At 52.2% G+C, this 26,121-nt stretch carries 22 protein-coding genes; 14 read left to right on the top strand and 8 right to left on the bottom strand.

Going from position 1 to position 26,121, the window contains the following annotated elements; genetic code table 11:
- Positions 1-73: 73 nt before the first annotated feature.
- The 4 genes from HK25_RS05700 to HK25_RS05685 all read left to right on the top strand — a co-directional run bounded on the left by HK25_RS05700 (position 74) and on the right by HK25_RS05685 (position 4,045).
- On the top strand, positions 74-607 hold the full coding sequence (locus HK25_RS05700) for an adenine phosphoribosyltransferase (protein WP_086635669.1): 534 nt from the start codon (positions 74-76) through the stop codon (positions 605-607).
- 131 nt (positions 608-738) lie between these two features.
- Positions 739-1,734, top strand: coding sequence for a quinolinate synthase NadA (gene nadA / locus HK25_RS05695; RefSeq protein ID WP_086553514.1), 996 nt, complete (start codon positions 739-741; stop codon positions 1,732-1,734).
- Positions 1,735-1,764: 30 nt separating this feature from the next.
- Positions 1,765-2,622 (top strand): carboxylating nicotinate-nucleotide diphosphorylase, encoded by an 858-nt coding sequence (nadC, locus tag HK25_RS05690; protein WP_086635594.1) that lies wholly within the window; start codon positions 1,765-1,767, stop codon positions 2,620-2,622.
- Positions 2,623-2,743: 121 nt separating this feature from the next.
- Positions 2,744-4,045 carry a glycerate kinase gene (locus HK25_RS05685; protein WP_086635593.1) on the top strand — a complete coding sequence of 434 codons (1,302 nt, stop codon included), beginning with the start codon at positions 2,744-2,746 and terminating at the stop codon, positions 4,043-4,045.
- Between the two features lie 112 nt (positions 4,046-4,157).
- Here HK25_RS05685 and HK25_RS05680 read toward each other — a convergent pair whose 3' ends face one another.
- From HK25_RS05680 to HK25_RS05670, 3 genes are all read right to left on the bottom strand, one after another.
- Positions 4,158-5,579 (bottom strand): cytochrome c, encoded by a 1,422-nt coding sequence (locus tag HK25_RS05680; RefSeq protein ID WP_086553511.1) that lies wholly within the window; start codon positions 5,577-5,579, stop codon positions 4,158-4,160.
- A 56-nt stretch (positions 5,580-5,635) separates the two neighbouring features.
- A complete protein-coding gene (locus tag HK25_RS05675) occupies positions 5,636-7,864 on the bottom strand; it encodes a PQQ-dependent dehydrogenase, methanol/ethanol family (protein WP_086553510.1) in 2,229 nt (742 codons plus the stop codon).
- Between the two features lie 182 nt (positions 7,865-8,046).
- Entirely contained in the window at positions 8,047-8,592 is a 546-nt protein-coding gene (locus HK25_RS05670; RefSeq protein WP_086635592.1) for a 2'-5' RNA ligase family protein, read from the bottom strand.
- Positions 8,593-8,801: 209 nt separating this feature from the next.
- On the opposite strand from HK25_RS05670, the gene HK25_RS05665 reads away from it, so the two are divergent.
- The 5 genes from HK25_RS05665 to cyoD all read left to right on the top strand — a co-directional run bounded on the left by HK25_RS05665 (position 8,802) and on the right by cyoD (position 14,023).
- A complete protein-coding gene (locus HK25_RS05665) occupies positions 8,802-9,578 on the top strand; it encodes a Bax inhibitor-1/YccA family protein (RefSeq protein ID WP_086553508.1) in 777 nt (258 codons plus the stop codon).
- A 581-nt stretch (positions 9,579-10,159) separates the two neighbouring features.
- On the top strand, positions 10,160-11,089 hold the full coding sequence (gene cyoA, locus HK25_RS05660; protein ID WP_086553506.1) for a ubiquinol oxidase subunit II: 930 nt from the start codon (positions 10,160-10,162) through the stop codon (positions 11,087-11,089).
- A complete protein-coding gene (gene cyoB / locus HK25_RS05655; RefSeq protein ID WP_086553505.1) occupies positions 11,089-13,086 on the top strand; it encodes a cytochrome o ubiquinol oxidase subunit I in 1,998 nt (665 codons plus the stop codon). The genes cyoA and cyoB overlap by 1 nt, the downstream gene beginning before the upstream one ends.
- Positions 13,086-13,691, top strand: a complete 606-nt coding sequence (gene cyoC / locus HK25_RS05650; RefSeq protein ID WP_086553504.1) for a cytochrome o ubiquinol oxidase subunit III — start codon at positions 13,086-13,088, stop codon at positions 13,689-13,691. The genes cyoB and cyoC overlap by 1 nt, the downstream gene beginning before the upstream one ends.
- Entirely contained in the window at positions 13,691-14,023 is a 333-nt protein-coding gene (gene cyoD, locus HK25_RS05645) for a cytochrome o ubiquinol oxidase subunit IV (RefSeq protein WP_086553503.1), read from the top strand. Before cyoC ends, cyoD begins: the two co-directional genes overlap by 1 nt.
- A gap of 174 nt (positions 14,024-14,197) precedes the next feature.
- Here cyoD and fdxA read toward each other — a convergent pair whose 3' ends face one another.
- A complete protein-coding gene (gene fdxA, locus HK25_RS05640; RefSeq protein WP_086553502.1) occupies positions 14,198-14,530 on the bottom strand; it encodes a ferredoxin FdxA in 333 nt (110 codons plus the stop codon).
- Between the two features lie 173 nt (positions 14,531-14,703).
- Positions 14,704-17,292: a helicase-related protein gene (locus HK25_RS05635; RefSeq protein ID WP_369824734.1), complete on the bottom strand. Its 2,589-nt coding sequence runs from the start codon at positions 17,290-17,292 to the stop codon at positions 14,704-14,706.
- A gap of 88 nt (positions 17,293-17,380) precedes the next feature.
- On the opposite strand from HK25_RS05635, the gene HK25_RS05630 reads away from it, so the two are divergent.
- Both HK25_RS05630 and HK25_RS05625 read left to right on the top strand, forming a co-directional pair.
- Positions 17,381-18,829, top strand: coding sequence for a M17 family metallopeptidase (locus HK25_RS05630; protein WP_086635591.1), 1,449 nt, complete (start codon positions 17,381-17,383; stop codon positions 18,827-18,829).
- Between the two features lie 161 nt (positions 18,830-18,990).
- Complete coding sequence (locus HK25_RS05625; protein WP_086553500.1) at positions 18,991-19,410, top strand: MarR family transcriptional regulator; 420 nt, start codon at positions 18,991-18,993, stop codon at positions 19,408-19,410.
- A gap of 171 nt (positions 19,411-19,581) precedes the next feature.
- Here HK25_RS05625 and HK25_RS05620 read toward each other — a convergent pair whose 3' ends face one another.
- Complete coding sequence (locus tag HK25_RS05620; RefSeq protein WP_086635590.1) at positions 19,582-20,607, bottom strand: glycosyltransferase family 4 protein; 1,026 nt, start codon at positions 20,605-20,607, stop codon at positions 19,582-19,584.
- Positions 20,608-20,672: 65 nt separating this feature from the next.
- Here HK25_RS05620 and HK25_RS05615 point away from each other — a divergent pair, with 65 nt between their 5' ends.
- The 3 genes from HK25_RS05615 to HK25_RS05605 are packed head-to-tail and all read left to right on the top strand — an operon-like array spanning position 20,673 to position 24,298.
- Entirely contained in the window at positions 20,673-22,685 is a 2,013-nt protein-coding gene (locus HK25_RS05615) for a nucleoside-diphosphate sugar epimerase/dehydratase (protein ID WP_086635589.1), read from the top strand.
- Positions 22,686-22,687: 2 nt separating this feature from the next.
- Entirely contained in the window at positions 22,688-23,821 is a 1,134-nt protein-coding gene (locus HK25_RS05610; RefSeq protein ID WP_086635588.1) for a DegT/DnrJ/EryC1/StrS aminotransferase family protein, read from the top strand.
- 12 nt (positions 23,822-23,833) lie between these two features.
- Positions 23,834-24,298, top strand: coding sequence for a hypothetical protein (locus HK25_RS05605; RefSeq protein WP_086553496.1), 465 nt, complete (start codon positions 23,834-23,836; stop codon positions 24,296-24,298).
- Here HK25_RS05605 and HK25_RS05600 read toward each other — a convergent pair.
- Together HK25_RS05600 and HK25_RS05595 are read right to left on the bottom strand one after the other, a co-directional pair.
- Entirely contained in the window at positions 24,276-25,595 is a 1,320-nt protein-coding gene (locus tag HK25_RS05600; RefSeq protein WP_086635587.1) for an Hsp70 family protein, read from the bottom strand. The two genes, HK25_RS05605 and HK25_RS05600, sit on opposite strands and share 23 nt — an antisense overlap.
- Positions 25,596-25,607: 12 nt before the next feature.
- A partial coding sequence (locus tag HK25_RS05595; RefSeq protein WP_143295964.1) for an amidohydrolase family protein occupies positions 25,608-26,121 on the bottom strand: 514 nt, incomplete at its 5' end.

The raw sequence follows: 26,121 nt of genomic DNA, 5'->3' as shown, positions 1-26,121 counted from the left end.
GACAGGGCGGATGTGAGGTGCACCCGTTTTTATGTCTGCAGCTCAGAAGACACCAGGAAGGGACAGAGAAGTCATGACAAACCGCGAAGAGATCGATCTTAAGCGTTATATTCGCAATATTCCGGACTTTCCTAAGCCAGGCATTCTGTTTTACGATATTTCGACTCTTCTGCGTGATGCTGATGCCTGGCAGATTGCTATGGCACGTGTGGCACGGCAGGTTGCACCATGGCAGCCTGATATGCTCGCAGCGGTTGAATCGCGCGGGTTTCTGACCGCGGCTCCTCTGGCCGACCGTCTTGGCTGTGGCCTGCTCATGATGCGCAAGCCAGGTAAACTGCCAGGTGAGACAATTTCTCATACGTATGATCTGGAATATGGCAGTGATACGCTCCAGATTCAGGCTGATGCAATTAAGCCTGGTCAGCGGGTGGTTGTGATGGATGATCTGCTGGCAACCGGTGGTACCCTGGCAGCTTCTGTCGCTCTGCTGCGTAAGGCCGGAGCCAATGTTGTCGGTGCGTCTCTTCTGGTCGAGCTGACAGCCCTCGGTGGCCGCGAGAAGCTTGATATACCAGTAAAAACTTTGCTTTCATATGAAGACTGATACAGTCATTACGGCGTTGTAGTTTCTGCCTCACATGATAGTGCAGCTTGCATGTGAGGCAAAGGCTGGTGCTAAAGATCACTCTTCGATACATTCCGGAAATATTTTGATTTCTGGAGTTGAAAAAAATAATGACCCGGCATTCGCAGGATCTTGTCTGGCAGGATAAAGCCAGCGCACTTTATGAGCGGGTAAAGGGTGTTATTCCTGCTATGGAGTGGGCCACTTTTGCGGATGATGTCGCAGCGATCCTCAGACTGAAGGAGGAGCATAACGCTGTCATTCTGGCGCATAATTATCAGACACCGGAAATTTTTCATTGTGTATCCGACATTGTTGGTGACTCGCTGGCTCTGGCTCGTGAGGCACAGACCGTTGAGGCTGATATTATAGTTATGGCCGGGGTTGAGTTCATGGCTGAAACAGCCAAGCTGCTTAATCCGTCAAAGACAGTCCTTATTCCCTCAGCTGAGGCAGGTTGCTCTCTGGCTGAGTCGATTACGGCTGATGATGTAAAACTTTTGCGCCAGCGTTACCCCGGTGTGCCGGTCGTGACCTATGTTAACACATCTGCTGATGTAAAAGCGCAGAGTGACATCTGCTGTACCTCAGGGAACGCCAAAAAGGTGATTGAAAGCCTTGGCGTTGAGGAAGTGATTATGATCCCTGATGAGTTTCTTGCGCAGAATATTGCGAAAGAAACAGGGGTGAAAGTCATCACCTGGAAAGGTCATTGTGAAGTGCATGAGCGCTTTACCCCGCAAGAAATTCGTGAGTGGCGCAAAGCTTACCCCGGCCTTGTTGTGCTGGCTCATCCTGAATGCCCGCCAGAGGTAGTGGCTGAGGCTGATTTTTCAGGTTCGACAGCGGGTATGTCAGATTATGTTGCTTCAGCTGAAAAATCATCGCGTGTACTGCTGGTGACAGAGTGCTCAATGAGTGACAATCTCGCTGTGCAGCATCCTGATGTTAACTTTGTGCGTCCGTGTAATTTGTGCCCGCATATGAAGCGCATTACACTTGCGGCAATACGTCATGCGCTCGAAACGCAGACTGTGCCAGTCACGGTAGATGAGGCCGTAGCCGAACCGGCCCGCCTGGCTATTGAGCGTATGCTCGCTGTCTGATCGCTGTTTTTTCTTTCAGGAAATCACCGGATGTTATTCCCTCTGCCCGATATTATGCTTGAACCTCTGGTGCGTGCCGGTCTGCTTGAAGATCTGGGGCGTGGAGGGGATATTACAACCGGGGCCCTGATTGGCGAGAGCGATCGTGTGCGGGTCGTGGTCAGAAGCCGTGAAGCAGGCGTTCTGGCAGGACTGGACCTGATGCGTCTGTCTTTTCACCTGACAGACCCGCAGTTGCATTTTGAACGGCTGAAAGCTGAGGGAGATACCCTTGCTGCCGGGGATATTGTGGCAGTTGTTGAAGGTTCTGCCCGCGCTGTGCTGACGGGCGAGCGTGTGGGCCTTAACTTCCTCTCTCACCTTAGCGGTATTGCCTCTGCCACAGCGGAGGTTGTGCGTAGTGTTGCAGGTACAAAAGCACAGATTTGCTGCACCCGTAAAACACTGCCGGGTTTTCGCGCGATTCAGAAATATGCTGTGCGGGCAGGAGGCGGTGTTAGTCACCGTATGGGCCTTGATGATGCTATTCTGATCAAAGATAATCATATCGCGCTGGCAGGTAGTGTGGGCGCCGCTGTGGCACGCGCACGGGCAGCGGCAGGGCATATGGTCAAAATTGAGGTTGAGGTTGATACGCTCGCCCAGCTCGATGCGATTCTGAACGAAAAGCATATAGATGCTGTGCTGCTTGATAATATGTCGCCCGATGATCTGAGGGCCGCAGTGCAGCGTATTGATGGCCGGTTTCTTGCTGAGGCTTCAGGCGGTATTACCCCGCAAACAGCTCCTGCTATTGCGCAGACCGGGGTTGATCTGCTCTCGCTGGGCTGGCTTACTCATTCTGTCAAAGCGCTTGATTTCGGACTTGATTTCGAAAAGGCACTCTGAGCACTTTACGCCTCACGCGCATGTAATTTCCTGACCGGGTGCTGTAACGCGCTTGCGACAAGACAGCTGACATTGCTTTATGGAACAGTATCAGCATTCGTGTTGATCAGGAGTAAGACATATGTCACCTCAGTCCCAGGTATACTGGTCAGACCAGCAGGTGCGACAGTTTTTGCGCTCGTTATTTGAAGAGGCCGTTGCCAGTGTGCAGCCCTCTCTTGTTCTGGCTGGCATGTTGCCTGAGAAACCGAAAGGACGCTGCGTTGTCGTCGGGGCAGGCAAAGCTTCAGCTGCTATGGCTGCTGCCCTTGAAAATGCTTGGCCGGATGTGCCCCTTGAAGGTGTTGTCGTTACCCGTGACGGCCATGCGGTGCCAACACGTCATATTACTATTCTTGAGGCCTCTCATCCTGTACCTGATGCTCGTAGCGAATCGGCAGCTCAGGCTATTTTAAAGGCTGTATCGGGGCTTGGCCCTGAGGACATGGTTATTGCGCTGATCTCAGGTGGCGGGTCGTCGCTGCTGGTGTCTCCGGTGCAAGGCGTAACCCTGGAGGAAAAGCAGAGTGTGAATAAAGCGCTCCTGCGTTCAGGGGCGACAATTTCTGAAATGAATGCTGTGCGTCGTCATTTGTCAGCTATTAAAGGTGGCAAGCTGGCGCAGGCGGCTTACCCGGCCAGGGTTGAAACTTTTGTCATGAGCGATGTGCCTGGTGATGACCCGGGGGTTATCGCCAGCGGACCAACGATATTCTCTTCCGCCACAGCGGCGGAGGCTCTGCATATTATTGAGCGTTATGGCATTGAGCTGCCTGACAGTGCCCGGGTCGCGTTGTTTAAAGAAGCTGAGACAGAAAAAAAACGCACTCAGGCCCGGCAGGTTAATGGCGCGGTGCACATGATCGCAACACCGCTTCAGGCTTTAAAAGCCGTTGCAGAAAAGGCTGAAAAAGCGGGTGTTGCATCACTTATCCTGGGTGATGCGATAGAAGGCGAGAGCGCTGCCGCTGGTGTTGTACTGGCGGGGGTGGCGCGTTCGGTCAGGCAGCATGGTTTACCTGTTGCCGGGCCTGTTGTGTTGCTGAGCGGTGGTGAGACAACAGTGACGATTCGTAAGGGGGAAGCTGCAGGCCGGGGAGGGCGCAACACAGAGTTTTTGCTTGCTGCTGCTCAGGCTCTGGCAGGTGAGGCAGGTATATGGGCTCTGGCAGGTGACAGCGATGGTATTGATGGCACGGAAGATGCTGCCGGAGCGATCATTACCCCGGATACGTTAATGCGGGGACAGCAGGCCGGGTTAAGTGCATCTGATTTTTTGAAAGGGCACGATAGTTATAGCTATTTCAGCGCGACGGATGACCTCGTGATAACCGGCCCGACTATGGTGAATGTCAACGATATACGGATTATTTTTATACAGTAATCACAGCACGGTCTGATAACCGCTATAAAAAAGCCCCGCGATGATTGCTCGTCGCGGGGCTTTTTGACGTGTGCTCCTGATAAATCAGAAGCACTACGTCTTAGCTCAGGTCTTACTGAGCGTCGTCTTCACCTGTGTGGGTCTGCGGTGCAAACGTCCATCCGGCACCATAAGGCTGTGGATAGAACAGACCCCATGTTGCGGTATCAACACCACCTTTGCCCCATGTGCGTGTTGGTGCATCGATTGGCGTATGCGTAACGCGCAGTTTCTGAATGTCAGAAGCTGTAACATTAGCCGGTGCTTTATTGCCCCATGAGGTGCGGATAAAGTTCACAACATCAGCGATCTGCTGGTCAGACAGCGTTGTTTTGTAAGCTGGCATTGCAACAGCTGATGGCGCCCAGTTGGTGGGTGGGAGAATGCCACCATCAACAACGATATGCGCGACAGATGTCGGGTTGTCAGACACAACAGCAGGGTTGCCTGCCAGTGGCGGGAACATACGAGGCACGCCACCACCGTCATTACGGTGACAGATAGCGCACTGTTCAACATATGTTTTTGCGCCGGCTGTGATAGCTGTGTTGCCTGAATCAAGAGCCTGTGCTGTTGACGGGTCGTATTTATAGTCACCCTGAGGTGCAGGTACAGCAGGCAGAGATTTCAGGTAGCTGGCAATGGCATGCAGGTCAGAGTCTGTGAAATACTGAGAGCTCCAGCCTACAACGTCAGCCATGGCACCGAACACAGCTGCATGGTCAGTACGGCCTGATTTAAGGAACTCGACAATATCGTCCTCAGACCAGCGACCGATGCCCTGAACAGGGTCACTGCGCAGGCTTGGTGCGATCCAGTTATCAATAATGCCACCGCCGCTCAGGTAAACAGGACCGCCAGAGGCGTTCATTGCTTTTTCCTGCATGGCGAAACCACGGGGTGTATGGCAGGCGCCACAATGTCCGGGGCCTGTGACAATAAATTCGCCACGGGCAACATCAGGTTTTGTACCTGGTGCCGGTGTAAAGGGTGCTGGTGTCGGGGCGAACATCATGCGCCATACGGCCAGTGGCCAGCGCATAGAAAGCGGCCAGGTAATATCTTCCGCTTTGTTAGGCTGTGCAACCGGTTTCACGCCGTGCATGAAATAGGCATACATCGCTTTGATGTCGTCATCAGGAATGTTCGAGAAGGAAGGGTAAGGCATAGCAGGGTAGAGGGTGCTGCCATCCTTACGAATGCCACGTCTTACGGCGTCAGCAAACTGTTCCTCTGTATACGTTCCGATACCATCTGCCGCATCAGGTGTGATGTTGGTGGAGTAGATGGTACCAACAGGGGTCTGAATAGCCAGGCCACCGGCAAAAACCTTACCATGCAGGCTTGTATGACAGGCTACGCAGTCACCAAGGCGAGCAAGATACTCGCCTTTTTTAATCAGCTCACCGTCTGTGCTCTGGGCATGGGCGAGCGATGTGCCTGCCAGAAGACCCACAAAGACGGTTCCAAGAGCTGCTTTGAGTCCTTTAATCATTGCGTTTCCCCGCGAGGTGCTTGAGGGCGGAAGTACTGTATGACTCGTGTCGCATCTCATGGCGTGACACCAAGAGTCGGATTAGCAGGGATATTCTGCTGGTTTTTACGGGCATCAACTTCGCGCTGATAGGTCTCATTGGCGCGTTTGATAATGTACTGACGAATATCGTCAATCTGGTCAGGCTTCATGTTCGCATCGAAGCGATCCATACCGTAGGCGGTCAGTGCACCACGCCCTACAACATTATAGAAGGCATCCTGGTGGCGGATAGACCCGGACCAGCGCAGATCAGGCAGCACACCACCGGCTTCAGCATTGTCACCATGGCAGGCAGCACAGTAGGTCTGGAACAGGAAGTAACCCTGCTCTGTCACTTTGGTATCATACTGTGCAGGAGGTTTAACCGGCAGGAAGCCCCTGTCGTTCTGTGGTGGCAGAGCAGCGTTACCTTCAAGTGCGAAAGCGACAACACGTGAGTGGTTAACTGTCCAGCCAGAGGTACGGGCCATGCCGCCCATAAAGAACGGATAAATACCGCCCCAGCCCACTTCTACCGCAACGTACTGTTTGCCGTTTACGCTATAGGTAATTGGTGGTGCGATGATGCCGCTTTGTGCGTCAAAATGGAACAGGTCTGTGCCATTGGTTGCGTCATAGGCATGGAACTCACCATTAGCGAGACCCTGGAAGAGGAGGTTACCACCGGTTGCCAGAATACCACCGTTCCATGGACCTTTATGGTCAACAGTCCAGGCGGGTTTCTGTTTCTGCGGGTCCCAGGCAATAATCCAGCCTTTGAGGTCTTTCATGAATGCCGTACGGGCTTCGGGTGTGTCAGGCAGGCCAATTTTGGCCATGTCCAGCCCGAGATTCCAGGAATCTTTATGAGGCTTAAAGCCACCAACCTGGTTTTTATAAACGAACGGAACCTGCTGTGCCGGGATGTAGACCAGATTTGTCTTCGGGCTGTAAGCCATGGCCGCGAAGTTATGGCCGCCCAGGTCACCAGGGATGCCGTACCATTCTTTGCCGGTCAGGGTCCAGAGAGCATCGGGGTTGAAGATCGGACGACCTGTTTTAGGGTCAAGACCCTGAGCCCAGTTCTCATAGACATAGTTTTTGCCGGAGATGAATTCACCGGTTTTGGCATCGATAATGTAGAAGAAGCCATTTTTAGGTGCATGCACGATCACATGGCGCATTTCGCCATTGATGGGCATATCCAGGGTCATAACCTGCTGAACTGAGGTATAATCCCACTGGTCCATCGGGGTTTCCTGGAAGTGCCAGACATATTCGCCTGTCTCAGGTCTGATAGCAACGATGCTGCCCAGGAAGAGGTTATCGCCAATACCGTCGGAGCGGTATTTGTAGTTCCATGGAGAGCCGTTGCCGATGGCCAGGTACACCAGATCTGTGACCGGGTCATATACGATCGAGTCCCACACAGTGCCGCCGCCGCCCTGGCGTGTCCAGGCACCTGTCGGGCTCCATGTTTTATAGGCAATGTTCATCAGCGCATCGTCAGATGCGGCATGGTCGGGCTGATTTTTATTGTTTGGTACGGTATAAAAACGCCATTTCAGCTTGCCGGTTTCTGCATCAAAGGCAGAAACAAAGCCGCGGGCACCAAATTCTGCCCCGCCGTTGCCGATAAGAACCAGACCTTTGGCAATACGAACGGCACCGTCAACAGTATAAGAACGCTGTTTGCCCAGAGCGGCATCCTGCGGGATTGTGTTGACTTCCCAGACTTTTTTGCCTGTTTTAGCATCGAGAGAGACCAGACGGCCGTCAAAAGTGCCAAAAAATACTTTGCCGTTCCAGTATCCAGGGCCACGGTTTACAGTATCGCAGCAGCCGCGGTCAGCAATGTTTCCTGGTACCTTGGGGTCATATTCCCACAGAAGTTTACCGGTTGCTGCATCCAGTGCCTTCATCTTAGACCAGTTGGTTGTGGCATACATGACGCCATCGACAACCAGCGGGGTGCCTTCCTGACCACGGTTGGTATCAAGGTCAAAATACCATGCCAGTTTCAGTTTATCCGCGTTTGAGCGGTTAATCTGATCCAGGGGGCTATAGCGCTGCTCGCTGTAGGTGCGACCGTAACTTAGCCAGTTTTCAGGATGATCATCCGCATGGATGATAGCCTGCCCCGTGTCGGCTACAGGTGCGGCCTGGGCAGAAAGAGGTGTCAGAGACATAGATGCAGCAAAAATTGTTCCTGCTGCGAGCAACCCTTGCAGAGAATATCTCTTAAGGGGGGCGTATCGGGTCATACCGTTCGTGTCCTCGGGCTGGTGGTGAGGAAAAAACAAAATGTTGGCGGATCAGCTGGTTTTATCCGTTACTGTTCCGATATGGTCTACTCTTTTTCCTGACGGAAACCGAGCAGGAATTTGCGGTTCTTATTACGGTTAATTACCATCTTTTCAACTCACTATCATGACATAACGGATGGTTATGAGGCATGCAGTTGCGTAGGGTAGCTTTCTTCTTCTGTGTAGTGCACAGTTTGTTCTGTCTTCCATGAGCTAAAAAGTGTGAGTGTGCTTACTGTTGTGGCCGGAAGGCGAAAAGCGTGGTGAAGCTGCATCCAGGCGCTGATATCTTCAGGGGCAACCTGCGAAACTTTGCAGAACGGGATTGTCAGAGGGGTTGCCGGACGGACAGGTTTAATACCGATTCGCTTTAAAAGAGTGTCTGTTTTCAGACTCAAATGTCTGAGTTGTGCTGAGCGGACTCTGACTTCGAGTGAAATAGTTTCATTACGTGAAAAAACATCAAAATGTTCAGGCTCAAGTGGCATATCCGGCGTGATGGGTAATGTGCTGAGCGCGTGATCAAGTTCGGCCGCTGCCTGGCGTGAGGGTAACGTGCCGATAATGCAGAGTGGCAGCATTAAAAAGGAAACCGGTTCCCAGTATTCTGTCCAGAAAGAGTGCTGGAGTTCAGCCAGAGGAGCCCGAATACTTTCAGGGAGTGTAATTCCGAGGGTAAGATACATTGAATCCTCGTCTTTATAACCTTATGTTTCAGGCAGGAAAAAAGCCAGCAGCTGATTGTCCCTGACGCTGTCACGCTCAAGAGCAGCACGAAAACAGGGCAGAGGTCTCACACAATACAATACAAATCCTTCTTTTTATCGTATAGTGCATAATGACTACGAGATGACAACAAAAGCTGGTCTCTTCATCATTTAAGGAGAAGTAAAACATGTCGTTTGGTCACGACTTCCGATCATCAGCCACCACCTCGGGGTGGGGTGCACAGGGAGCGAGCCTTGATGCCGGCCTGCGGGCTTACATGCTGCGCGTTTATAACTGGATGGCGTCAGGTTTGCTGCTTACTGCTATAGTGGCTTATGTGGTTGCCTCTGGCAGTTTGCGGCATCTGCTTTTCCATGCTGTGCCACGTGCCGGCGGGCTGGTGGAAAGCCCGACTATGCTGGGCATTGTAGTTATGATGGCGCCTCTGGCATTTGTACTTGTTATGTCTTTTGGCATTAACAGGCTGTCGTTACAGGCTGCTCAGACATTGTTCTGGCTGCTTTGCGCAACGATGGGTGCCAGCCTTTCGAGTATTCTGGTTCTTTATACCGGTACGTCTGTTATGCGGGTTTTCCTGGTGACGTCCTGCATGTTTGCTGCGACCTCTTTGTGGGGATACACAACAAAAGCAAATATGATGAAATTTGGCTCTTTTCTGATGATGGGGCTGTTTGGTCTGATTATTGCTGGTTTTGTAAATATTTTTCTGAAAAGCCCGGCTGTCTATTTTATTTATAGCGTGATTGGTGTGTTCATATTTACGGCTTTTACAGCTTATGATGCGCAGCGGATTCGCGTTACATACTCTCAGTATGCAATGTATGAGGCGCCTGAGATTACAGCGAAACGCAGCGTTTATGACGCCCTTGCTCTGTATCTGAACTTCATTAACCTGTTTCAGTTTTTGTTAAATTTTATGGGTGTGCGTAATTCTGATAGTTAAGTTTTTTATATTGTTTTTATATTGTAATAATTTTTTATGCATCTCGAACGTAAAAACCCGGCAGAAATGTCGGGTTTTTTTATGAAAAAACAATTGCAGGAAAATAGTAATCAGTACCAAAAGAGTATGCTTTTATGAGGTAAAATCAGGGGTAGTTGTATATTTTATGTATGTTTGTAATTTTTAATCTATGTGATGATTTTTTTTATTTAATTAACTGTTTTTCAATGGTTAATTCATCACTTTTTATGAATTTGAAATATTTCGTAACAATTAGTGAAGTATGTCAGCTCTTTAAAAACAACAAACTGTTACCGTCAGAAATCTGTGCAATATTACCGCAAAGAAGGCTTTAAGGCCTGATGCCCCTGAGAAAATGCAGGGCAGATGGACTTTTTCAGACATTGAGAATCTCTGCTTTAGGAATAGACTAAGGCCCAAAGCGTTTTCATTCTTCTGTTATGCCACGTCATTGTCTGGCAGAAGAGCATGAGCGTGCTCTTCGTGTTGCTGTAGTCTGTATGGCTACGCGAAGTGCTTGAAGTTGAGGTTAATTTTATGTCAGAACCAAGAGGCGTGCGATGAAAAACAAGTTACTGGCGAGGATGGCACGATTGGGTGGCTTATCGTCAGCGTTGCTGCTTGCCGGGTGTGATGCAGGTGTTTTCGACCCGAAAGGGCCGGTTGGTGAGGAAATTAAATCTCTTATTGTGACCTCATCAATTGCAATGCTGATTGTGGTTGTCCCGACTATCCTGTTGTCGGTGCTGTTTGCCTGGCATTATCGCCAGTCAAACACCAGTGCAGAATATCTGCCTAAGTGGTGTCACTCGAACAAGATTGAAGTTGTGATCTGGGGTATCCCGGTTCTCATCATCATCTTTCTTGCCACGATTACCTATAAGACCTGTCATTCTCTCGACCCTTACAGGCCGTTAGAAGCTCAGGCGACGACAAAGCCTGTTGAGGTTGAGGTGGTCGCTCTCGACTGGAAGTGGCTGTTTATTTATCCGGAAGAGGGTATTGCGACAGTTAACCAGCTTGCTATGCCGGTTAATACACCAGTCCATTTCGTTATCACTTCTGATTCCGTTATGAACTCTTTCTTTATTCCACGTCTTGGCTCAATGATTTATGCCATGGCCGGAATGCAGACGCAGCTTCATCTGATGGCCAGCGAGCCAGGCCAGTATCAGGGCCTTTCAGCTAACTTTAGCGGCGAAGGTTTCTCTGACATGAAGTTCGTGGCTCTTGCTATGAATGCTGAAGAGTACAGAGACTGGGTAGAGAAAGTTAAAGCTTCCTCCGATCAGCTGAATAAAGAGACTTACGAACAGCTTCTGAAGCCGAGCGTAAAGAATCCTTATGCATTTTATGCTCACGTTGAGCCTGACATGTTCGACTCAATTGTCGGTAAATATAACAACGGTATGGTCATGCATAAAAAAGTTGCTCCTGACGGTCGTATGGAGTCTGCAATGTCCGGCATGAATATGAAGGAACAGGATTAATGTTAGGGAAATTATCTCTATCGGCTATCCCCATTCATGTACCGATTCTTGTCGGTACATTTGCGGGCGTTGCCGTTGTCGGCCTTGCTGTCCTGGGGCTGATTACATATTTTGGTAAATGGGGTTACCTCTGGAAAGAGTGGTTTACCTCTGTCGATCATAAGCGCCTGGCGGTAATGTATATCGTTCTGGCTCTGGTTGCTCTTTTCCGTGGTTTTGCTGACGCGATTATGATGCGTAGCCAGCAGGCCCTGGCATTTAACGGCAGCCCTGGTTATCTGCCGCCTGAACACTATGACCAGATCTTTAGTGCTCATGGCACGATTATGATCTTCTTCCTGGCTATGGCGTTCATGACAGGTCTGTTTAACTTCATCGTGCCTCTGCAGATTGGTGCACGTGACGTTGCATTCCCGTTCCTGAACAACCTTAGCTTCTGGATGACAGCTGTCGGGTTCATTCTGGTAAACGTTTCTCTGTTTATCGGTGAGTTCTCACAGTGTGGCTGGCTGGCTTATCCGCCTCTGTCAGAAAAGCAGTTTAGTCCTGGTGTCGGTGTCGATTACTATATTCTGGCATTGCAGATAGCTGGTGTCGGTACGCTGCTGACCGGTGTGAACTTCTTTGTGACCATCGTGAAAATGCGTGCTCCTGGCATGAGCTGGATGAGACTGCCTGTTTTCACCTGGACTGCTTTTTGTTCTTCTATTCTGATCATGGTTTCGTTCCCTGTCCTGACAGTTGCTCTGGCACTTCTGGGTCTTGACCGTTATCTGGGTATGCACTTCTTCACCAATGACGGTGGCGGTAATCAGATGCTTTACCTCAACCTGATCTGGGCATGGGGGCATCCTGAAGTTTACATTCTGATTCTGCCAGCTTTTGGCGTGTTCTCAGAAGTTGTTCCTGCGTTTTCAGGCAAGCCTCTGTTTGGCTATGCCACCATGGTCTATGCAACCTGCTCGATCATGATTCTGTCTTTCCTCGTCTGGGTTCACCACTTCTTCACCATGGGTGCAGGTCCTGATGTCAATGCCTTCTTTGGTATTGCCACAATGGTTATCTCCATCCCGACGGGTGTGAAGCTGTTTAACTGGATGTTCACCATGTACAAAGGGCGCGTTCAGTTCCACGCCTGCATGTACTGGGCTGTTGGCTTCATGGTGGTTTTCACCATTGGTGGTATGACCGGCGTTATGCTGGCTATTCCTGGCGCTGACTTTGTTCTCCACAACTCTCTGTTCCTGATTGCTCACTTCCATAACGTGATTATCGGTGGTGTTTACTTCGGTTACATCTGTGGCATGAACTTCTGGTTCCCCAAAGTTATGGGCTTCAAGCTCAATGAATCATGGGGCATTGCTGCCTTCTGGTTCTGGTTCTTTGGTTTCTTCTTTGCTTTCACACCACTCTATGTCGTTGGCTTCATGGGCATGACCCGTCGTCTGAACCATTATGACAATCCTAACTGGTACCCATGGATTCTGGTTGCTATGTTCGGTGCGGTTCTGGTTCTGCTTGGCATTGTCTGTCAGCTGACACAGCTCTACGTTTCTATCCGTGATCGCAACCTTCCTGAAAACCGTGATCTTACCGGTGATCTGTGGAATGGTCGCACTCTGGAGTGGTCTACTTCTTCTCCTCCTCCTGTATATAACTTTGCTATCGTTCCTCACGTGCATGAGCTTGATGCATACATGCATGATAAAGAGCATGGCATTAATACACGTGGTGCTGGTGAAGGTGTGCAGTATGCACCTATTCACATGCCCAGAAATACCGCTGCTGGTTTGTCAGCTGGTATATTTGCTTTTGTTCTGGGTTTTGCTGCGATCTGGTATATCTGGTGGCTCGCTGTTATTGGTCTTGTTGGCATCATCGCTACGGTTATTATTCGTAGTGCTGATAAAGACATCGACTACTACATTCCGGCTGAAGAAGTTGCCCGCACTGAGCAAGAGTATTCCCGTCAACTGATGGCACAGGCAGCTGAATAATGGCACACGATACAACTATTCAGACCGCAGGCCACGACGAGCACCACCACGAGTCTCCGGTAGTGTTCGGGTTCTGGGTCTACCTCATGACGGACTGCATTATCTTTGGTACGCTTTTTGCGACCTTTGCAGTTCTGCGTAACCAGTTTAACGGTGGCCCTAACGGCCACCAGCTTTTCGAAATCGGGGGCCTTGCCCTCGAGACAGCATTACTGCTGATTTCCTCTATCACTTATGGGTTTGGCATGATTGCTGCCCATAAAAATGAGATTAACAAGGTTATTGTCTGGCTGGGCATTACGTTCCTGCTGGGGCTGGGCTTTGTTGGCCTCGAAGTGAAAGAGTTTATTGGTCTGATTCACGAAGGCGCAGGTCCTGACCGCAGTGCGTTCCTGTCAGCGTTCTTTACGCTGGTATCAACACACGGTCTGCACGTGAGCTTTGGTCTGCTCTGGATTCTGACCCTTATGGTTCAGCTTGCAGGCACGAAGACGATCCCGGAACGTATGATGAGCAAGCTCACCTGCCTGAGTCTGTTCTGGCACTTTCTGGACATCGTCTGGATCTGTGTTTTCACCTACGTATATCTGGCGAGCATGATCTGATGAGTGAACATAACACAACCTCCTCCGGTGAGAGCCACGGTAGTGTATCTTCATACATTATCGGGTTTGTTCTCGCCGTTATCCTGACAGTCCTGTCGTTTGCTATCGTTGTAACGCACAGCCTGTCTCCTTCAGCGACAATCCTGACGCTGTCTCTTCTGGCTATCATCCAGGTTGTGGTGCATCTGCACTACTTCCTGCATATGGGTGGTCATTCAGAGCATCGCTGGAATAATATCTGCTTCGTGTTTACGATTGGCTTTGTCAGCATCGTAATCATCGGTACATTGTTCGTTATGAATAATGCTGCTGTGCAGATGATGTCTCGATAAGACATAGTTTCAGGCTGGTATGATGCCGGCCTGAACAATAAAAAACCCCGGGGTTAATGCCCCGGGGTTTTTTTATGCCCGGCTTCAGGCTCATGTAATCATATGCTCAAAAAAAATGCGCTCGCCTGAAACAGGAAGAGCGCATTCCGAACCGCAGGATAAAAGCGGTAACCCTCAGGCTTTATGTGGCTCGGGAGAAAGCATATCGGTCTTACCGGGCTTGTCTTTCCATTCTTCTGCATCAGCAGGTGGCGTGCCCTTACGGGTAATGTTGGGCCATTTTTCTGCGTAAGAAGCGTTCAGCTCTGCCCATGCAGTTGCGCGATCGTCACTGTCAGGGAAGATAGCCTCAGCCGGGCATTCCGGTTCGCACACGCCGCAGTCAATGCACTCGTCGGGGTTAATAACCAGGAAGTTTTCGCCAGCATAGAAGCAGTCAACAGGGCAGACTTCTACACAGTCCATGAATTTGCAGCGGATGCAGTTTTCAGTGACCACGTAGGTCATTGCTTTCTCCGAAATTATCTGGGGGCCTGACGTGATATCTGGCCGGGGGGCAAACAAGGCACGACTACAGGCAGTCGCACCACAAAGTATGGCGCATGATATGATGCGGTTTGTCGTTCATGGCAAGCGGTTTACAAAATGTATTCTTTTTTTCCTGTCAGGTGCTGATAGCCTTATGAGCGTGATTGCAGTACGGCAAGGGCTGCAAACGGGCCTGATGCAGGTAGTATGTTCTGCACTCTTTTGCGTTTGCGCGGCGAGGGGAAGCGCTTCGCGGCTGCTGGTTTTTGAGAGTACAAAAGAACAGGAGCCTGAGGGCCAATCTGATTTTCAGAGAGTATTTCAGGCATCTTAAGGCGCAAAGACAACCCTTTTAAGACTGAGGGAAGAGCGGACCGGGAACTGCCGAGCCGGCTGGCAATATCAGCCGGTATAGGTTTGGCACCGCTTCTGGTCAGCGTGTGCAGTCTTTTACGGGTTTCTTCAGCAATATCGAGTCGGATCCATAATGGTCCGCTTCTGACCCACCCGATTTTGCTGAGTAATAAGAGCGTTGTAGCGCTGGTCTCAGAGGGCAGTGCGCTATGTTTAAACGAAACAGCACCAGCATGTGGCAGCGGAGGTAGCTGCTGGTTTGTCTGAACAGCGAGTAGCAGGGCACGTAAGCGCATGGCCTGAGGGCGCATGGCCGCTGTGCTGTAGAGTGTACTGCTCCCTGATATGATCCCGTATTTTTTGAGTGTGGCGACATTTTTATGCGTCAGATACTCAGCGGCAGGCAGAGGCATAATGCCCCCCTGTTCAAGCAGCTCATGCATTATGCCGCGCAGAACAGGCACATCAGCAACAGCTTTAACAGCCCGAAAGAGCGGGTTCAGTATTGTGATAATGCGCTTTGTTACAAACTCATTCAGGCGTACGCGAATTCGTTCCCGGTGTGCTGTTTCTAAAAAATCAGAGCCAGTGACACAGATGCCAGGTCTGAACAGTGTTTCTCCGGCCTGAAGAGAGGCGATATGATCACCCTGCCACAATAAGGCACCGGTAGAGAGGTCAAGAGTCAGGGCTTCATCTTCAGTCTGGAGAAACTGTGCGACCCGGCGAGGTATTTCGCTTCTTACTGCGCGGCGTGCGGCACGCAGCAGCAGTTTCTGGTCGGGAGCAGAAACGTCAGCATCCGGTACAAAGTGGAAGCCGTGCATCCTGCCAAGAGGGTGGCCTTCAACGCTGACTTCGCCTGTTCTGGTAATAGCTGAAAGCAGAGGGGCACTGTCGGCCTCTTCAAGCCTGCGTGCCAGGCTCGTGGCCCGTTTATCGACAAAGCGTGCGGCCAGGCGTTCGTGCAACAGGTCAGAGAGTGCGTCTTCAACAGTGCGGGTGCGGGCGCGCCAGTGTTCGGGCTTTTCAACCCAGTCGATATGGTTGGCAACGTAGGCCCATAAACGAATTCCCATCAGGCGGTGCATCAGGTCTTCAATGTCGCCCTCGGTGCGTTCAAGGTTAACCAGGCGTGTTTCCAGCCAGTCAGAGGGCAGACGGCCTTTACGGCGCAGTGTGACAAAAATCTGTGCACACTGGCGAATATGACTGTCTTCGCCCAGTTTACGAAAATCAGGAATCTGGCACACATCCCACAGCAGTTGTACGTGCCCGGGAGCCTGGCATAAATTTTGTATAGTCGTATCACGCATCAGGGCGATGAGTGTGAGCAGGTCAGAGGCGGGGGGTGCGCTCCACAACCCTGCTGCCGGTGTTTTGCGGCACAGGCTGGCGTGCAGGGCGTCAGGAGAGCTGTAATCGAGCGAACTGTTGCGCCAGTAAAGATGATGCAGCGGCTCAAACTGATGCGTTTCAACAGCTTCTGTTATGTTTTCTGACAAAGGCGGACAATCGCCTGTGGTGCCAAAGGTGCCATCAAGAGTGCCACGGCCGGCGCGGCCGGCAATCTGTGCAATTTCAGGTGCACTCAGAAAGCGGCGGCCTGAGCCGTCAAATTTTGATAACCCTGCAAAGGCGACATGGTGAATATCCATGTTCAGGCCCATGCCTATGGCATCTGTCGCAACCAGATAATCAACTTCGCGATTTTGATACAGGGCGACCTGTGCATTGCGTGTACGGGGTGAGAGCTGCCCCATAACAATGGCACATCCGCCCCGGCGGCGGCGGATCATCTCGGCTATGGCGTACACATCTCCCGCCGAGAAGGCGACAATTGCCGTACGTGGTGGCAGGCGGCTGAGGCGGGTAAAGCCGGTGCAGCTCAGGTTTGACAGGCGTGGCCGCGTTTCAATCTCAATGTGGCGTACAAGGCTGCGTAGCAGAGGCGCAATGGTCTCAGCCCCAAGAAAGAGCGTTTCCTCCTGTCCGCGGGCGTTTAGTAACCTGTCAGTGAAAATATGCCCACGCTCAGGGTCAGCGCAGAGCTGAATTTCATCAATCGCAATAAAACTGACAGGCTTGTCGAGTGGCATGGCTTCAGTCGTGCAGGAGAACCAGCGCGCGCCGGGCGGAATAATCTTCTCCTCCCCTGTAATCAGGGCGACATGGCGCACACCTTTAAGCTTAACCATGCGCTCGTAATTTTCACGCGCGAGCAGACGGAGTGGAAAGCCCATAATGCCAGAGGGGTGTGCCAGCATACGCTCTAGTGCCAGATGCGTTTTGCCCGTGTTGGTGGGGCCAAGAATCGCTCTGACAGGGGCCTGCATGTCTGGCTGGGCGGGGCGGGGGCGAACAGACAGGTGACGTTGGGTATTCATTGTGCTTCCATGGTCATCCGGCCGGAGAAGAAAAGCAAGGCTTGCTGCATCCGGCTCTGTATCAGAACGCACAGAGGAGCGCATTTTTATGGCAGAGAAAAAACAAAAGCTGCATGTTCGGGCTGCCGAATGCCTTGTCGTGACAGCAGACTCTGCATCAGAGGAACGGTTTGTCTATGGCGTACGCGCCGGTGAAGATGCAGTTCTCAGTGAAGTACTGAGCAAGGAAGGTATTGCTTTTGCGCACGCATGCGATTTTTCCGGCAAGCCTGGTCAGTTCCTGAATGTACAGGGCAAAAACGGTGTGCCTGTCTGTTTTATAGGGCTTGAGCCTGCGGGGCAGCGGCATCCTTATCAGTTCGGCCAGCTGGCACGTGACCTGCCATCAGGTGACTGGCAGGCAAAAATGCCGGACGATATTGAGCGCGATGATGTTCTTCTTGGCTTCTGTCTCGGAGCCTACCGCTATGCTCTTAAAGCAAAGGATAAACCCGGACAGAAAACCCGGCTTGTTGTTACGAAAGAAGAAAGTAAAGGGCAGGCTGTTGAGACGGCGCGCTCTGTCTGGCTGGCCCGTGACCTTATTAACATGCCGGCTAACCTGTTAGGGCCAAAGCAGCTGGCTCAGGCAGCGTATGACGTTCTGACCTCACTGGGGGCAGAGGTTGACGTTATTAAAGGTAAAGAGCTTCGTAAAAACTATCCGCTCGTTGCACATGTGGGTGAGGGATCAGAGCGACGCCCCCGCGTTGCTGTTGCACGCTGGCAGGGAAGTGGAGCCTCTAAAAAATCGCCTTTACTATCCCTCGTGGGCAAAGGGGTTTGCTTTGATTCGGGTGGGTATGACCTGAAACCCTCTTCAGGCATGTTGCGCATGAAGAAGGATATGGGGGGAGCAGCGTCAGTACTTGCGCTCGCACGCCTTATTATGACGCAGGATCTGCCCATACGCCTTGAAGTGCGTCTGGGGTGTGTTGAAAACAGTGTGTCAGGCCGCGCTATGCGTCCGCTTGATGTGGTGAAAAGTCGTGGAGGCCTGACGGTAGAAATTGGCAATACCGACGCTGAGGGACGACTCGTACTGGCTGATCTGCTGACGGAAGCTGGAGAGCATCAGCCTGACCTTTTGCTGAATATGGCCACGCTGACCGGTGCAGCCCGTGTTGCTCTGGGACCAGACCTGCCAGCTCTGTTTACGAACAGTGATAAAGCAGCGCAGGCTTTGCTTGAGGCCGGGCAGCAGCAGGCTGACCCGCTGTGGCGTTTGCCATTGTGGCAGGGGTATGCCGGCTGGATAAACAGCTCAGTCGCTGATTTGAGTAACATTACCTATAAACCGCATGCCGGGGCTGTTACAGCCGCGTTGTTTCTTGAACGTTTTGTGACACCAGACCAGAAATGGGTGCATATCGATACATATGCCTGGAATGACAGCGCCAGGCCTGGCAGGCCTGAAGGTGGCGATTCTCCTGCGATCAGAGCAGTTTTTGCCGCGTGCGATGTCCTTCTGAATATTACAAAAAAAACGGAATCATAAAAAAAATGTGAAAATTACAGACCTGTTATGCATTGATGTCCTTTTATAATTCGTTTCGATTCCTATATAAGATCGTGACATAACGACCGGAACCGGTCACAGGGAGCCGATGGCCTGCTGCAAAACTCTCATCGGCATTAAAACAGGAAGGATAAACGGCCATGGCTAATAATAAGAATCAGGCTCAGGATCTGGTTAAAATGCTGCGTGACACCGTGGTTGCGCTGGTAAAGGGTGAAGGCCCTGATCTGTCAGCACGTCAGCTGGGTGTGTTTCTGACCTGTTATCTTGATGAGAGCGGACATACGGTGCGTGGTCTGGCTTCAAGTCTGAACGTATCAAAACCTGCGATTACCCGTGCTCTTGACCGTCTGGGTGAGTTTGACCTGGCACGTCGTAAGGTTGATCCGCTTGATCGTCGTTCTGTGCTGGTGCAGCGCACACCTAAAGGTGCAGCATATCTTAAAGAGATTTGTGCGATTATGGATGTAACAGCTGGCAAAAGCATTGAAAGCGTTGCTCAGGACGTGAGCAGGAAGGTGCAGCCTGTGCGTCGCCGCCTGCGCGTTGCAGCAGCCTGATATCTGAAGAGTATTGCGGTCAACCCGCAGAAAGAGACAGCGCTTCGCCATCTGGCAGGCGCTGTTTTTTTATGGTTTTAGCCTGTGGCGGCTGGTGTTGCCCTGGCGATACATTCCGTTAAGGTTTTTTACAGCTCTGTCTGGTGCCCTGTAAAAAAGTATAAATGTTTCTTACCACCTTCCTACAGGGTGTTTTTTTGTGCGTATAACAGCCAGAGCCAGCCAGCCCATTTGTGGTAGCAGCAACAGGGGCAGGGCTATGCATACACCGCTGACTGGTGGCTGGTGTGCGACATAAACAGCAACAACACCGCCCCACACAACAAAAAGGCATTCGCACACAGTAATCAGCGCCGCATTCATACCGCTGCGGTGCAGCACCTGATAAAGGTGACCGCGATGGGCCTGCATTAAAGACTGCCTGGCCAGTGTGCGACGAAGCAGAGTAAAAGTTACATCAAAAATAAGTGGAAACAGTAATGATGGCCCCAGAAGCCAGCCTGAAGGCAGCGGAGTATGACGTGTCATATAAAGGGCTGATGTGCCCGCCAGCAGGCCACAGCTCTGGCTGCCAATGTCACCGAGAAAAATTTTGGCTTTAGGGTAGTTAAAAGGCAAAAAGCCCAGCAGGCACGCTGCCATCATCAGGGCAGACCACATCAGATCAGGAAAGCCATAATAAGTTGCAACGGCAGCAACAAAAAAATTACCAGCAATCAGCGAGCCTGAAATCAGCCCATTCAGACCATCCATAAAATTGACGGCGTTGGTAATAAACAGCAGCCATATGACGGAGAGGATGATGCCTGATATGTGACCAGGCCATGCCACGGCCGTCCCGCCGGCAATGACCAGAGCGGAAGCGATACACTGTGCTGCAAGCTTAATGGAGGCCGGCCACTGATACATATCATCAAACCACGAGATAGCGGCCAGGAAAAGAGTTGCCAGCGCCGTCAGAAAGACATCTGTGCGGAGCACGCTATGTCCTGTAATATCCTGCACTAACGGAAAAAAGAGGAAAAAAGAGGCCATAACCCCTACGCCGCCACCCTTGGGAGTAGGGGTTTCGTGAGAGCTTCGGTCGCCTGGATGATCAAGAACGGCCAGGTTAATCATGACGCGTACAAGACCAGCTGCAAAAAAAGCAGCGCAAAAAAGACAGAAAACAGCCAGAGTGGGATCAGATAGTAACATGGGGCTTAAATCGCAGGGTTGTACCGCTTCTAGGATGGGTGCTGCTAGGCTATAGGATCAGAGTGATGGTACCGCAATGTTCAGAGCCTTTGCATCGTAATCTCCGATTACGACCACTTAACAGAATTCTGGTCAACATTTTGCTTGATGGAATGCTGGCCGCCCTTGCTGCGCCTATAGCCCGCTGGCTTGCGGCTCCGCAGGATGGTCTGCTGCATCCTTTGTGGTTTCTGGCTGGCGGGGCTGTTACTCTGGTGGTCAGTGGCCTGCCATTTCGTATGCCACAGCAGTACTGGCGTTTTTCCGGCGTGTCAGACCTGATGGGTATTGCCGGGGCATCGGTGGCCAGCTCAGCGTTATTTTCGCTGGGGCTGTATGTCATGCATTACCCTCTGCCCAGTTTCACTTTCCCGATTATTTATGCCCTGGTTTTGCTTGTTCTTCTGGGTGGGCTGCGCGTCGCCTACCGCCTGGCGCACAGGCTGCGGCAGTTTCGGGCTGCACAGCGCTGTGTTGTGCTGGTTGGCGTCGATGCCGGAGCCGATCTTTTTTTGCGGGCCATGGAGCGTAACCCTGAAGAAGGGGTGAAAGTGGCTGGTCTGATCGCTCTGGGCACGAACCAGGCGGGCAGACGTTTACATAATATTCCGATTCTCGGTCATGTGGATGAGGTACAGACCATTCTTGAGCGTCTGGCCCGTGTCGGTAACCTGCCAGAGACCCTGGTGGTGACGGAGCCTTCGTTCAGGGGGGCAGGTTTATCTCACCTGCTTAACACAGCGGCTGCATATAATATCGCTGTGATGCGTATTCCGGCTCTGACTGCCCTTACACCGGCTGAGCGGGTGGAACTTCGCCCCATTCCGCTGGAAGATTTGCTTAACCGCCCGCAGATCCCGCTTGATCGTGAAGGGATGGAGCAGCTGATTACAGGGCAGACGGTTCTGGTCACAGGGGCAGGGGGCAGTATTGGGTCTGAACTGGTGCGGCAGATTGCCTGCCTTGAGCCGAAGCACCTGGTCTTGCTCGATCACGGTGAGTTTGAGCTCTGGCAGATTGAGGTTGAGCTTGTTGAGCTCGCGCCGCATGTGCCGCGCAGCATTGTTGTTGCCGATGTGCGTGATGAAGAGCGTATGGAGCGCGTTATGGCGCAGCACCAGCCTGCTCTGGTGTTTCATGCCGCAGCACTGAAGCATGTGCCTATTGTTGAGGCTAACCCGGCTGAGGGTTTGCTGACCAATGTGCATGGTACCCGCGTTGTTGCCGATAGTGCCGCCCGCCACGGTGCACAGGCCATGGTGGTTATTTCTACTGATAAGGCAGTTAACCCTTCCAGCCTGATGGGGGCAGCAAAGCGTGCGGCTGAAATGTACTGCCAGGCACTTGATATTCAGGCCAGGGCAGCGACCGACCGTTCTATGATGCGATGTGTCACCGTACGTTTTGGCAATGTTCTGGGGTCGACAGGCTCTGTTGTGCCTCTGTTTCGTCGCCAGCTTGAGCGTGGTGGCCCGCTGACCGTAACGCACCCCAATATGTGTCGTTATTTTATGACAGTGCCTGAGGCGGTAGGACTGGTGCTTCAGGCCAGTGTCAGAGGTGTGCGCAGTCAGCGCGGCAGCTCAGACACAGATGCTCTGCTGCGTGATGGTGGTATTTTTGTGCTTGATATGGGTGAGCCGGTCAAAATTGTTGATCTGGCCCGGCAGATGATTCGTCTGGCCGGACTGCGCCCTGATGATGATATTGCCATAAAATTTACGGGTCTGCGTCCAGGCGAAAAATTATATGAAGAACTTTTTCACGGGCGCGAAGCCCCGGTGCCAACTGATAACCCCGGCCTGCTTATGGCAACCCCGCGTGTAGTTGATCTGGCTGAGGTTTCCCGCGCGGTCGATCAGATCACATCTCTGGCACGTCAGGGTGACGTACAGGCAGCCCTGCGTGTGCTGACATTGCTGGTTCCTGAATTCAGGCATAATCCTGATGGTCAGGTTCATTCTGCCCAGGGCGCAGAAAATGATAAAATTCCGGAGTTGTATCCTTCACAGTCTGATCACACAGAACAGGTGGTATAAGAATGAGCGCAGCAGAAAAACCAGTAGCGTTTCTTGATCTGGCAGCACAGCAGAAGCGGCTTGGTCCTGTCTTAAAGCAGCGGGTGGACGCTGTTTTTGAGCATTGTCGCTTCGTGATGGGGCCTGAAGTGGCAGAGCTCGAGCAGCGTCTGGCAGAATGGTGCGGCGCGGCTGAGTGTGTCGGTGTCTCTTCAGGCACAGATGCGTTGCAGATTGTGATGATGGCTGAAAATATCGGGCGGGGTGACGCGGTGTTCCTCCCGGCCTTTACTTACACGGCAACGGCTGAAGTTCCTCTGGTGCTCGGGGCAACGCCTGTGTTTGTCGATGTTGACCCCGATACCTTTCAGATCGACCCGGTGCATTTGCGGGCCCGTATTAAAGCTGTGCGGCAGGCAGGCAGGCTGACACCCCGTGCTATTGTGGGTGTTGACCTGTTTGGTCAGCCTGCTCCCTGGGCTGAGTTACGTTCCATTGCTGAGGAGGAAGGTCTCTTTCTTCTTTCCGACTGTGCGCAGGCGTTCGGTGCCGCACTTAATGGCCGCCCCCTGGGGCGAGAGGCTGTTGCAACCACTCTGTCTTTCTTCCCTTCTAAACCACTCGGTGGTTATGGGGATGGCGGTGCCATTCTGACAGATGACCCTGAGCGTGCTGAGCTTTATCGCTCGCTGCGCACACATGGTGAGGGTAAAACACGTTATCAGGTGATGCGTACAGGTATGAATGGTCGGCTTGATACGATTCAGGCGGCAGTTCTGCTGGCGAAACTGGATTTTTTCAAAGAAGACCTTGCCCGTCGTGAGCATGTTGCACGAGCTTATGATGCAGGGCTGAAAGAGCATGTGCAGGTGCCGGTGCGCGTGGCAGATAGTGCAAGCGCCTGGGCTGTTTATGCTGTGTTGCTGAAAAATCAGGCCGAGCGTGAGGCCATGCAGGCCCGCCTGAGTGCGAAAGGGGTACCGTCTGCTATTTACTACCCTCTGCCACTGCATCGTCAGCCTGCTTATCAGGACCACCATGACGGGGAGGCCCTGCCTGTGTCAGATGACCTGGCAACGCGTATTCTCGCCCTGCCTGTTCACCCTGACCTGACAGACGCTGAAGTCGCCCGGGTTATTGCCGCTGTGCGTGGATAAGAAAGAGAAGAGATGTCAAAAAAAGCTGCCGCTCTGCTTGGCTTTTTTGTGCTGGTGATCGGAACCCCCATCCTGATCTGGACATATGCGTTACCTGATCTGAAACCTGTGGTTTTTCCACAGGTGGCCAGTGGCAGCATAGAAGTTGGCCCGATGCGCCATAAACGTATGCTGACAGATGCAGAGGTAAGCATGCTGAATACATGGTTTACGCAGCATAAGGGGGGGTGGGGGCCGCTAAGCACGACGCCTCCCTCATCAGGTGATTCACGCGTTACTCTTTTTGACGATAAGGGCAAAGAGGTTCTGGACCTGACATTATGGACCGGAATTAGCGCCGCAGACTGGAATGACACAGTGTTTGTCGAAAGCCCTGATGGTCAGCACGTGCGAAGCGAACATTTTTCAAAAAAACAGTTTGCCCCGCTGCGCATGCTGGTTGATCAGCACCTGTTCAGGCGCACTGATTTTCCATAACGCGGTTCTGTCGGTTGATAAGGGCCAGTCCCTCAGCCACAGATACGAATTCACCACCGGTATCGACACGGTCCGCCCCAAAGCGGTTAATAAAGAGCTGACGAACCGCTGGCACGAAAGAGGTGCCTCCCGTCAGAAAGACCCTGTCGATTTCTGCTGCATTTAGCCCGGCATTGTTGAGTGCACGTTCTATTGTGGCATTAAATCGTTCCAGGTCTGGGGTAATCCAGCGTTCAAAATCAGAGCGTGTGACGGTGTGCCTGATGTTAAGCTTACCATGCCTGAACACCAGTTCGGCACTGTCTGCATGCGACAGGGCTGTTTTAACGGCACTTACGGCGCGGTAGAGCGATTGTCCCTGCTGGTCTTCAACCAGGTCAATAAACGCCTGTAGCTTATCTGGCTCTGACACAGTGCGGCAGACATCTTCCATGTCACGCATGGTGCGAGGGGTGCGCATCAGGGCCAGACGGTGCCAGTGGCCAAGGGCATTATACCACTCGATGGGTACAGGCAGAGGTTCCCCTCCCATCACCCGATAGGTACAGTCACGCCCCAGCAGAGGGGCAACGACATTGCTGATAATGCGGTTATCAAACTGATCCCCGGCAATACCTGTGCCTGAATGGCCCAGGGGGCGGGTACGATCCGGGCGGTCGGGGTCAAAATGCAGCACTGAGAAGTCACTGGTGCCGCCGCCAAAGTCGCCAACCAGAATAGTGGCGGGTTGTGTGAGGCGCTGGGCAAAGCGCCAGCCTGCGGCTTCTGGCTCCCAGACCAGGGAGACCTGCGAAAAGCCGGCAGCTTTAAAACTGTCGCGCAGACGTTTCTCGCCCAGAGCATCATCAGGCATGTCACCGGCAAAGGTTACGGGCCGTCCGACAGTTACACTCACCTGAGCCGGGTCGAGCTTTACAGCTCTCATCAGGCTGGCAAGGAAACGGGCAATCAGGGTTTCAAGTGTCAGGCGCTTGCTGAAAACCTGTGTTTCGCGGAATGATTTTTGCGCGAGGTATGACTTGACTGACATAATCATACGGGTTTCAGCCGGGTCTTCCAGCCAGGCATCAATAGCGGCTTCGCCTATGGCTTCGTGCTGAATGATGCGTGAACCTTCTTCCTCCTGCCAGAAACATAGTAGCGTGCGGCAGGTGTCTGAAGGTGTATCACGATCAGGGAAGGTAAAACGGAGTGTTTCGGTCGCGCCATCAGGGTGTGAGAGCACGACAACACTGTTTGTTGTACCAAAGTCGATCCCAAGGCTGAGAGGAGAAGTCATTGTTGATATGTCAGTCATAGTCAGGCTGGGTTAGTTGCGGTCAGTCGCATCAAAGATAAAGGGCTGACCAGTGGCTTTGTCGGCCAGAGTGCCTTCCCACATGACCTGATGCCCCCGAATGATGGTGCCGGTTGGCCGGCCGGTAATGCTCATGCCGGTAAAAGGTGACCAGCCGCATTTTGAGGCAAGCCATTTGTCTTCAATTGTCCAGGTAGCCTTGAGGTCAACAACAGTGAAGTCAGCATCATAGCCAACAGCAATCCGCCCTTTGCGTACAAGGCCAAACAGGCGCTGCGGCCCGGCTGATGTCATGTCGACCAGGCGGCGCAGTGTGAGGCGACCCTGTGCAACATGGTTAAGCATAAGCGGCAGGAAGGTCTGCACACCAGGCATGCCTGAAGGGGTGGCGGGGTATTCTTTGCTCTTTGCTTCAATGGAGTGTGGCGCATGGTCAGACCCCATAATGTCAGGCAGCCCCTGGCTGACCCAGTGCCACAGGCCATCGCGATGTGCGCCTGAGCGAATCGGCGGGGTCATCTTGGGA

The sequence above is a fragment of the Acetobacter sp. DsW_059 genome (assembly GCF_002153695.1).
GTDB classification, from domain to species: Bacteria; Pseudomonadota; Alphaproteobacteria; order Acetobacterales; family Acetobacteraceae; genus Acetobacter; species Acetobacter thailandicus.
Note: the sequence above shows the minus strand (reverse complement) of the source record. Positions and strands in the feature narration are given on the sequence as shown.

Bases quoted from the DNA above. Each gene is read 5' to 3' on its own strand.
- HK25_RS05620 (WP_086635590.1), bottom strand. From the start codon at position 20,607: ATGTTACTATCTGATCCCACTCTGGCTGTTTTCTGTCTTTTTTGCGCT.
- nadA (WP_086553514.1), top strand. From the start codon at position 739: ATGACCCGGCATTCGCAGGATCTTGTCTGGCAGGATAAAGCCAGCGCA.
- cyoA (WP_086553506.1), top strand. From the start codon at position 10,160: ATGAAAAACAAGTTACTGGCGAGGATGGCACGATTGGGTGGCTTATCG.
- HK25_RS05680 (WP_086553511.1), bottom strand. From the start codon at position 5,579: ATGATTAAAGGACTCAAAGCAGCTCTTGGAACCGTCTTTGTGGGTCTT.
- HK25_RS05630 (WP_086635591.1), top strand. From the start codon at position 17,381: ATGGCAGAGAAAAAACAAAAGCTGCATGTTCGGGCTGCCGAATGCCTT.
- cyoB (WP_086553505.1), top strand. From the start codon at position 11,089: ATGTTAGGGAAATTATCTCTATCGGCTATCCCCATTCATGTACCGATT.
- cyoD (WP_086553503.1), top strand. From the start codon at position 13,691: ATGAGTGAACATAACACAACCTCCTCCGGTGAGAGCCACGGTAGTGTA.
- HK25_RS05685 (WP_086635593.1), top strand. From the start codon at position 2,744: ATGTCACCTCAGTCCCAGGTATACTGGTCAGACCAGCAGGTGCGACAG.
- cyoC (WP_086553504.1), top strand. From the start codon at position 13,086: ATGGCACACGATACAACTATTCAGACCGCAGGCCACGACGAGCACCAC.
- HK25_RS05700 (WP_086635669.1), top strand. From the start codon at position 74: ATGACAAACCGCGAAGAGATCGATCTTAAGCGTTATATTCGCAATATT.
- HK25_RS05625 (WP_086553500.1), top strand. From the start codon at position 18,991: ATGGCTAATAATAAGAATCAGGCTCAGGATCTGGTTAAAATGCTGCGT.
- HK25_RS05670 (WP_086635592.1), bottom strand. From the start codon at position 8,592: ATGTATCTTACCCTCGGAATTACACTCCCTGAAAGTATTCGGGCTCCT.
- fdxA (WP_086553502.1), bottom strand. From the start codon at position 14,530: ATGACCTACGTGGTCACTGAAAACTGCATCCGCTGCAAATTCATGGAC.
- HK25_RS05675 (WP_086553510.1), bottom strand. From the start codon at position 7,864: ATGACCCGATACGCCCCCCTTAAGAGATATTCTCTGCAAGGGTTGCTC.
- HK25_RS05665 (WP_086553508.1), top strand. From the start codon at position 8,802: ATGTCGTTTGGTCACGACTTCCGATCATCAGCCACCACCTCGGGGTGG.
- HK25_RS05610 (WP_086635588.1), top strand. From the start codon at position 22,688: ATGAGCGCAGCAGAAAAACCAGTAGCGTTTCTTGATCTGGCAGCACAG.
- HK25_RS05600 (WP_086635587.1), bottom strand. From the start codon at position 25,595: ATGACTGACATATCAACAATGACTTCTCCTCTCAGCCTTGGGATCGAC.
- HK25_RS05635 (WP_369824734.1), bottom strand. From the start codon at position 17,292: ATGAATACCCAACGTCACCTGTCTGTTCGCCCCCGCCCCGCCCAGCCA.
- HK25_RS05615 (WP_086635589.1), top strand. From the start codon at position 20,673: ATGGTACCGCAATGTTCAGAGCCTTTGCATCGTAATCTCCGATTACGA.
- HK25_RS05605 (WP_086553496.1), top strand. From the start codon at position 23,834: ATGTCAAAAAAAGCTGCCGCTCTGCTTGGCTTTTTTGTGCTGGTGATC.
- nadC (WP_086635594.1), top strand. From the start codon at position 1,765: ATGTTATTCCCTCTGCCCGATATTATGCTTGAACCTCTGGTGCGTGCC.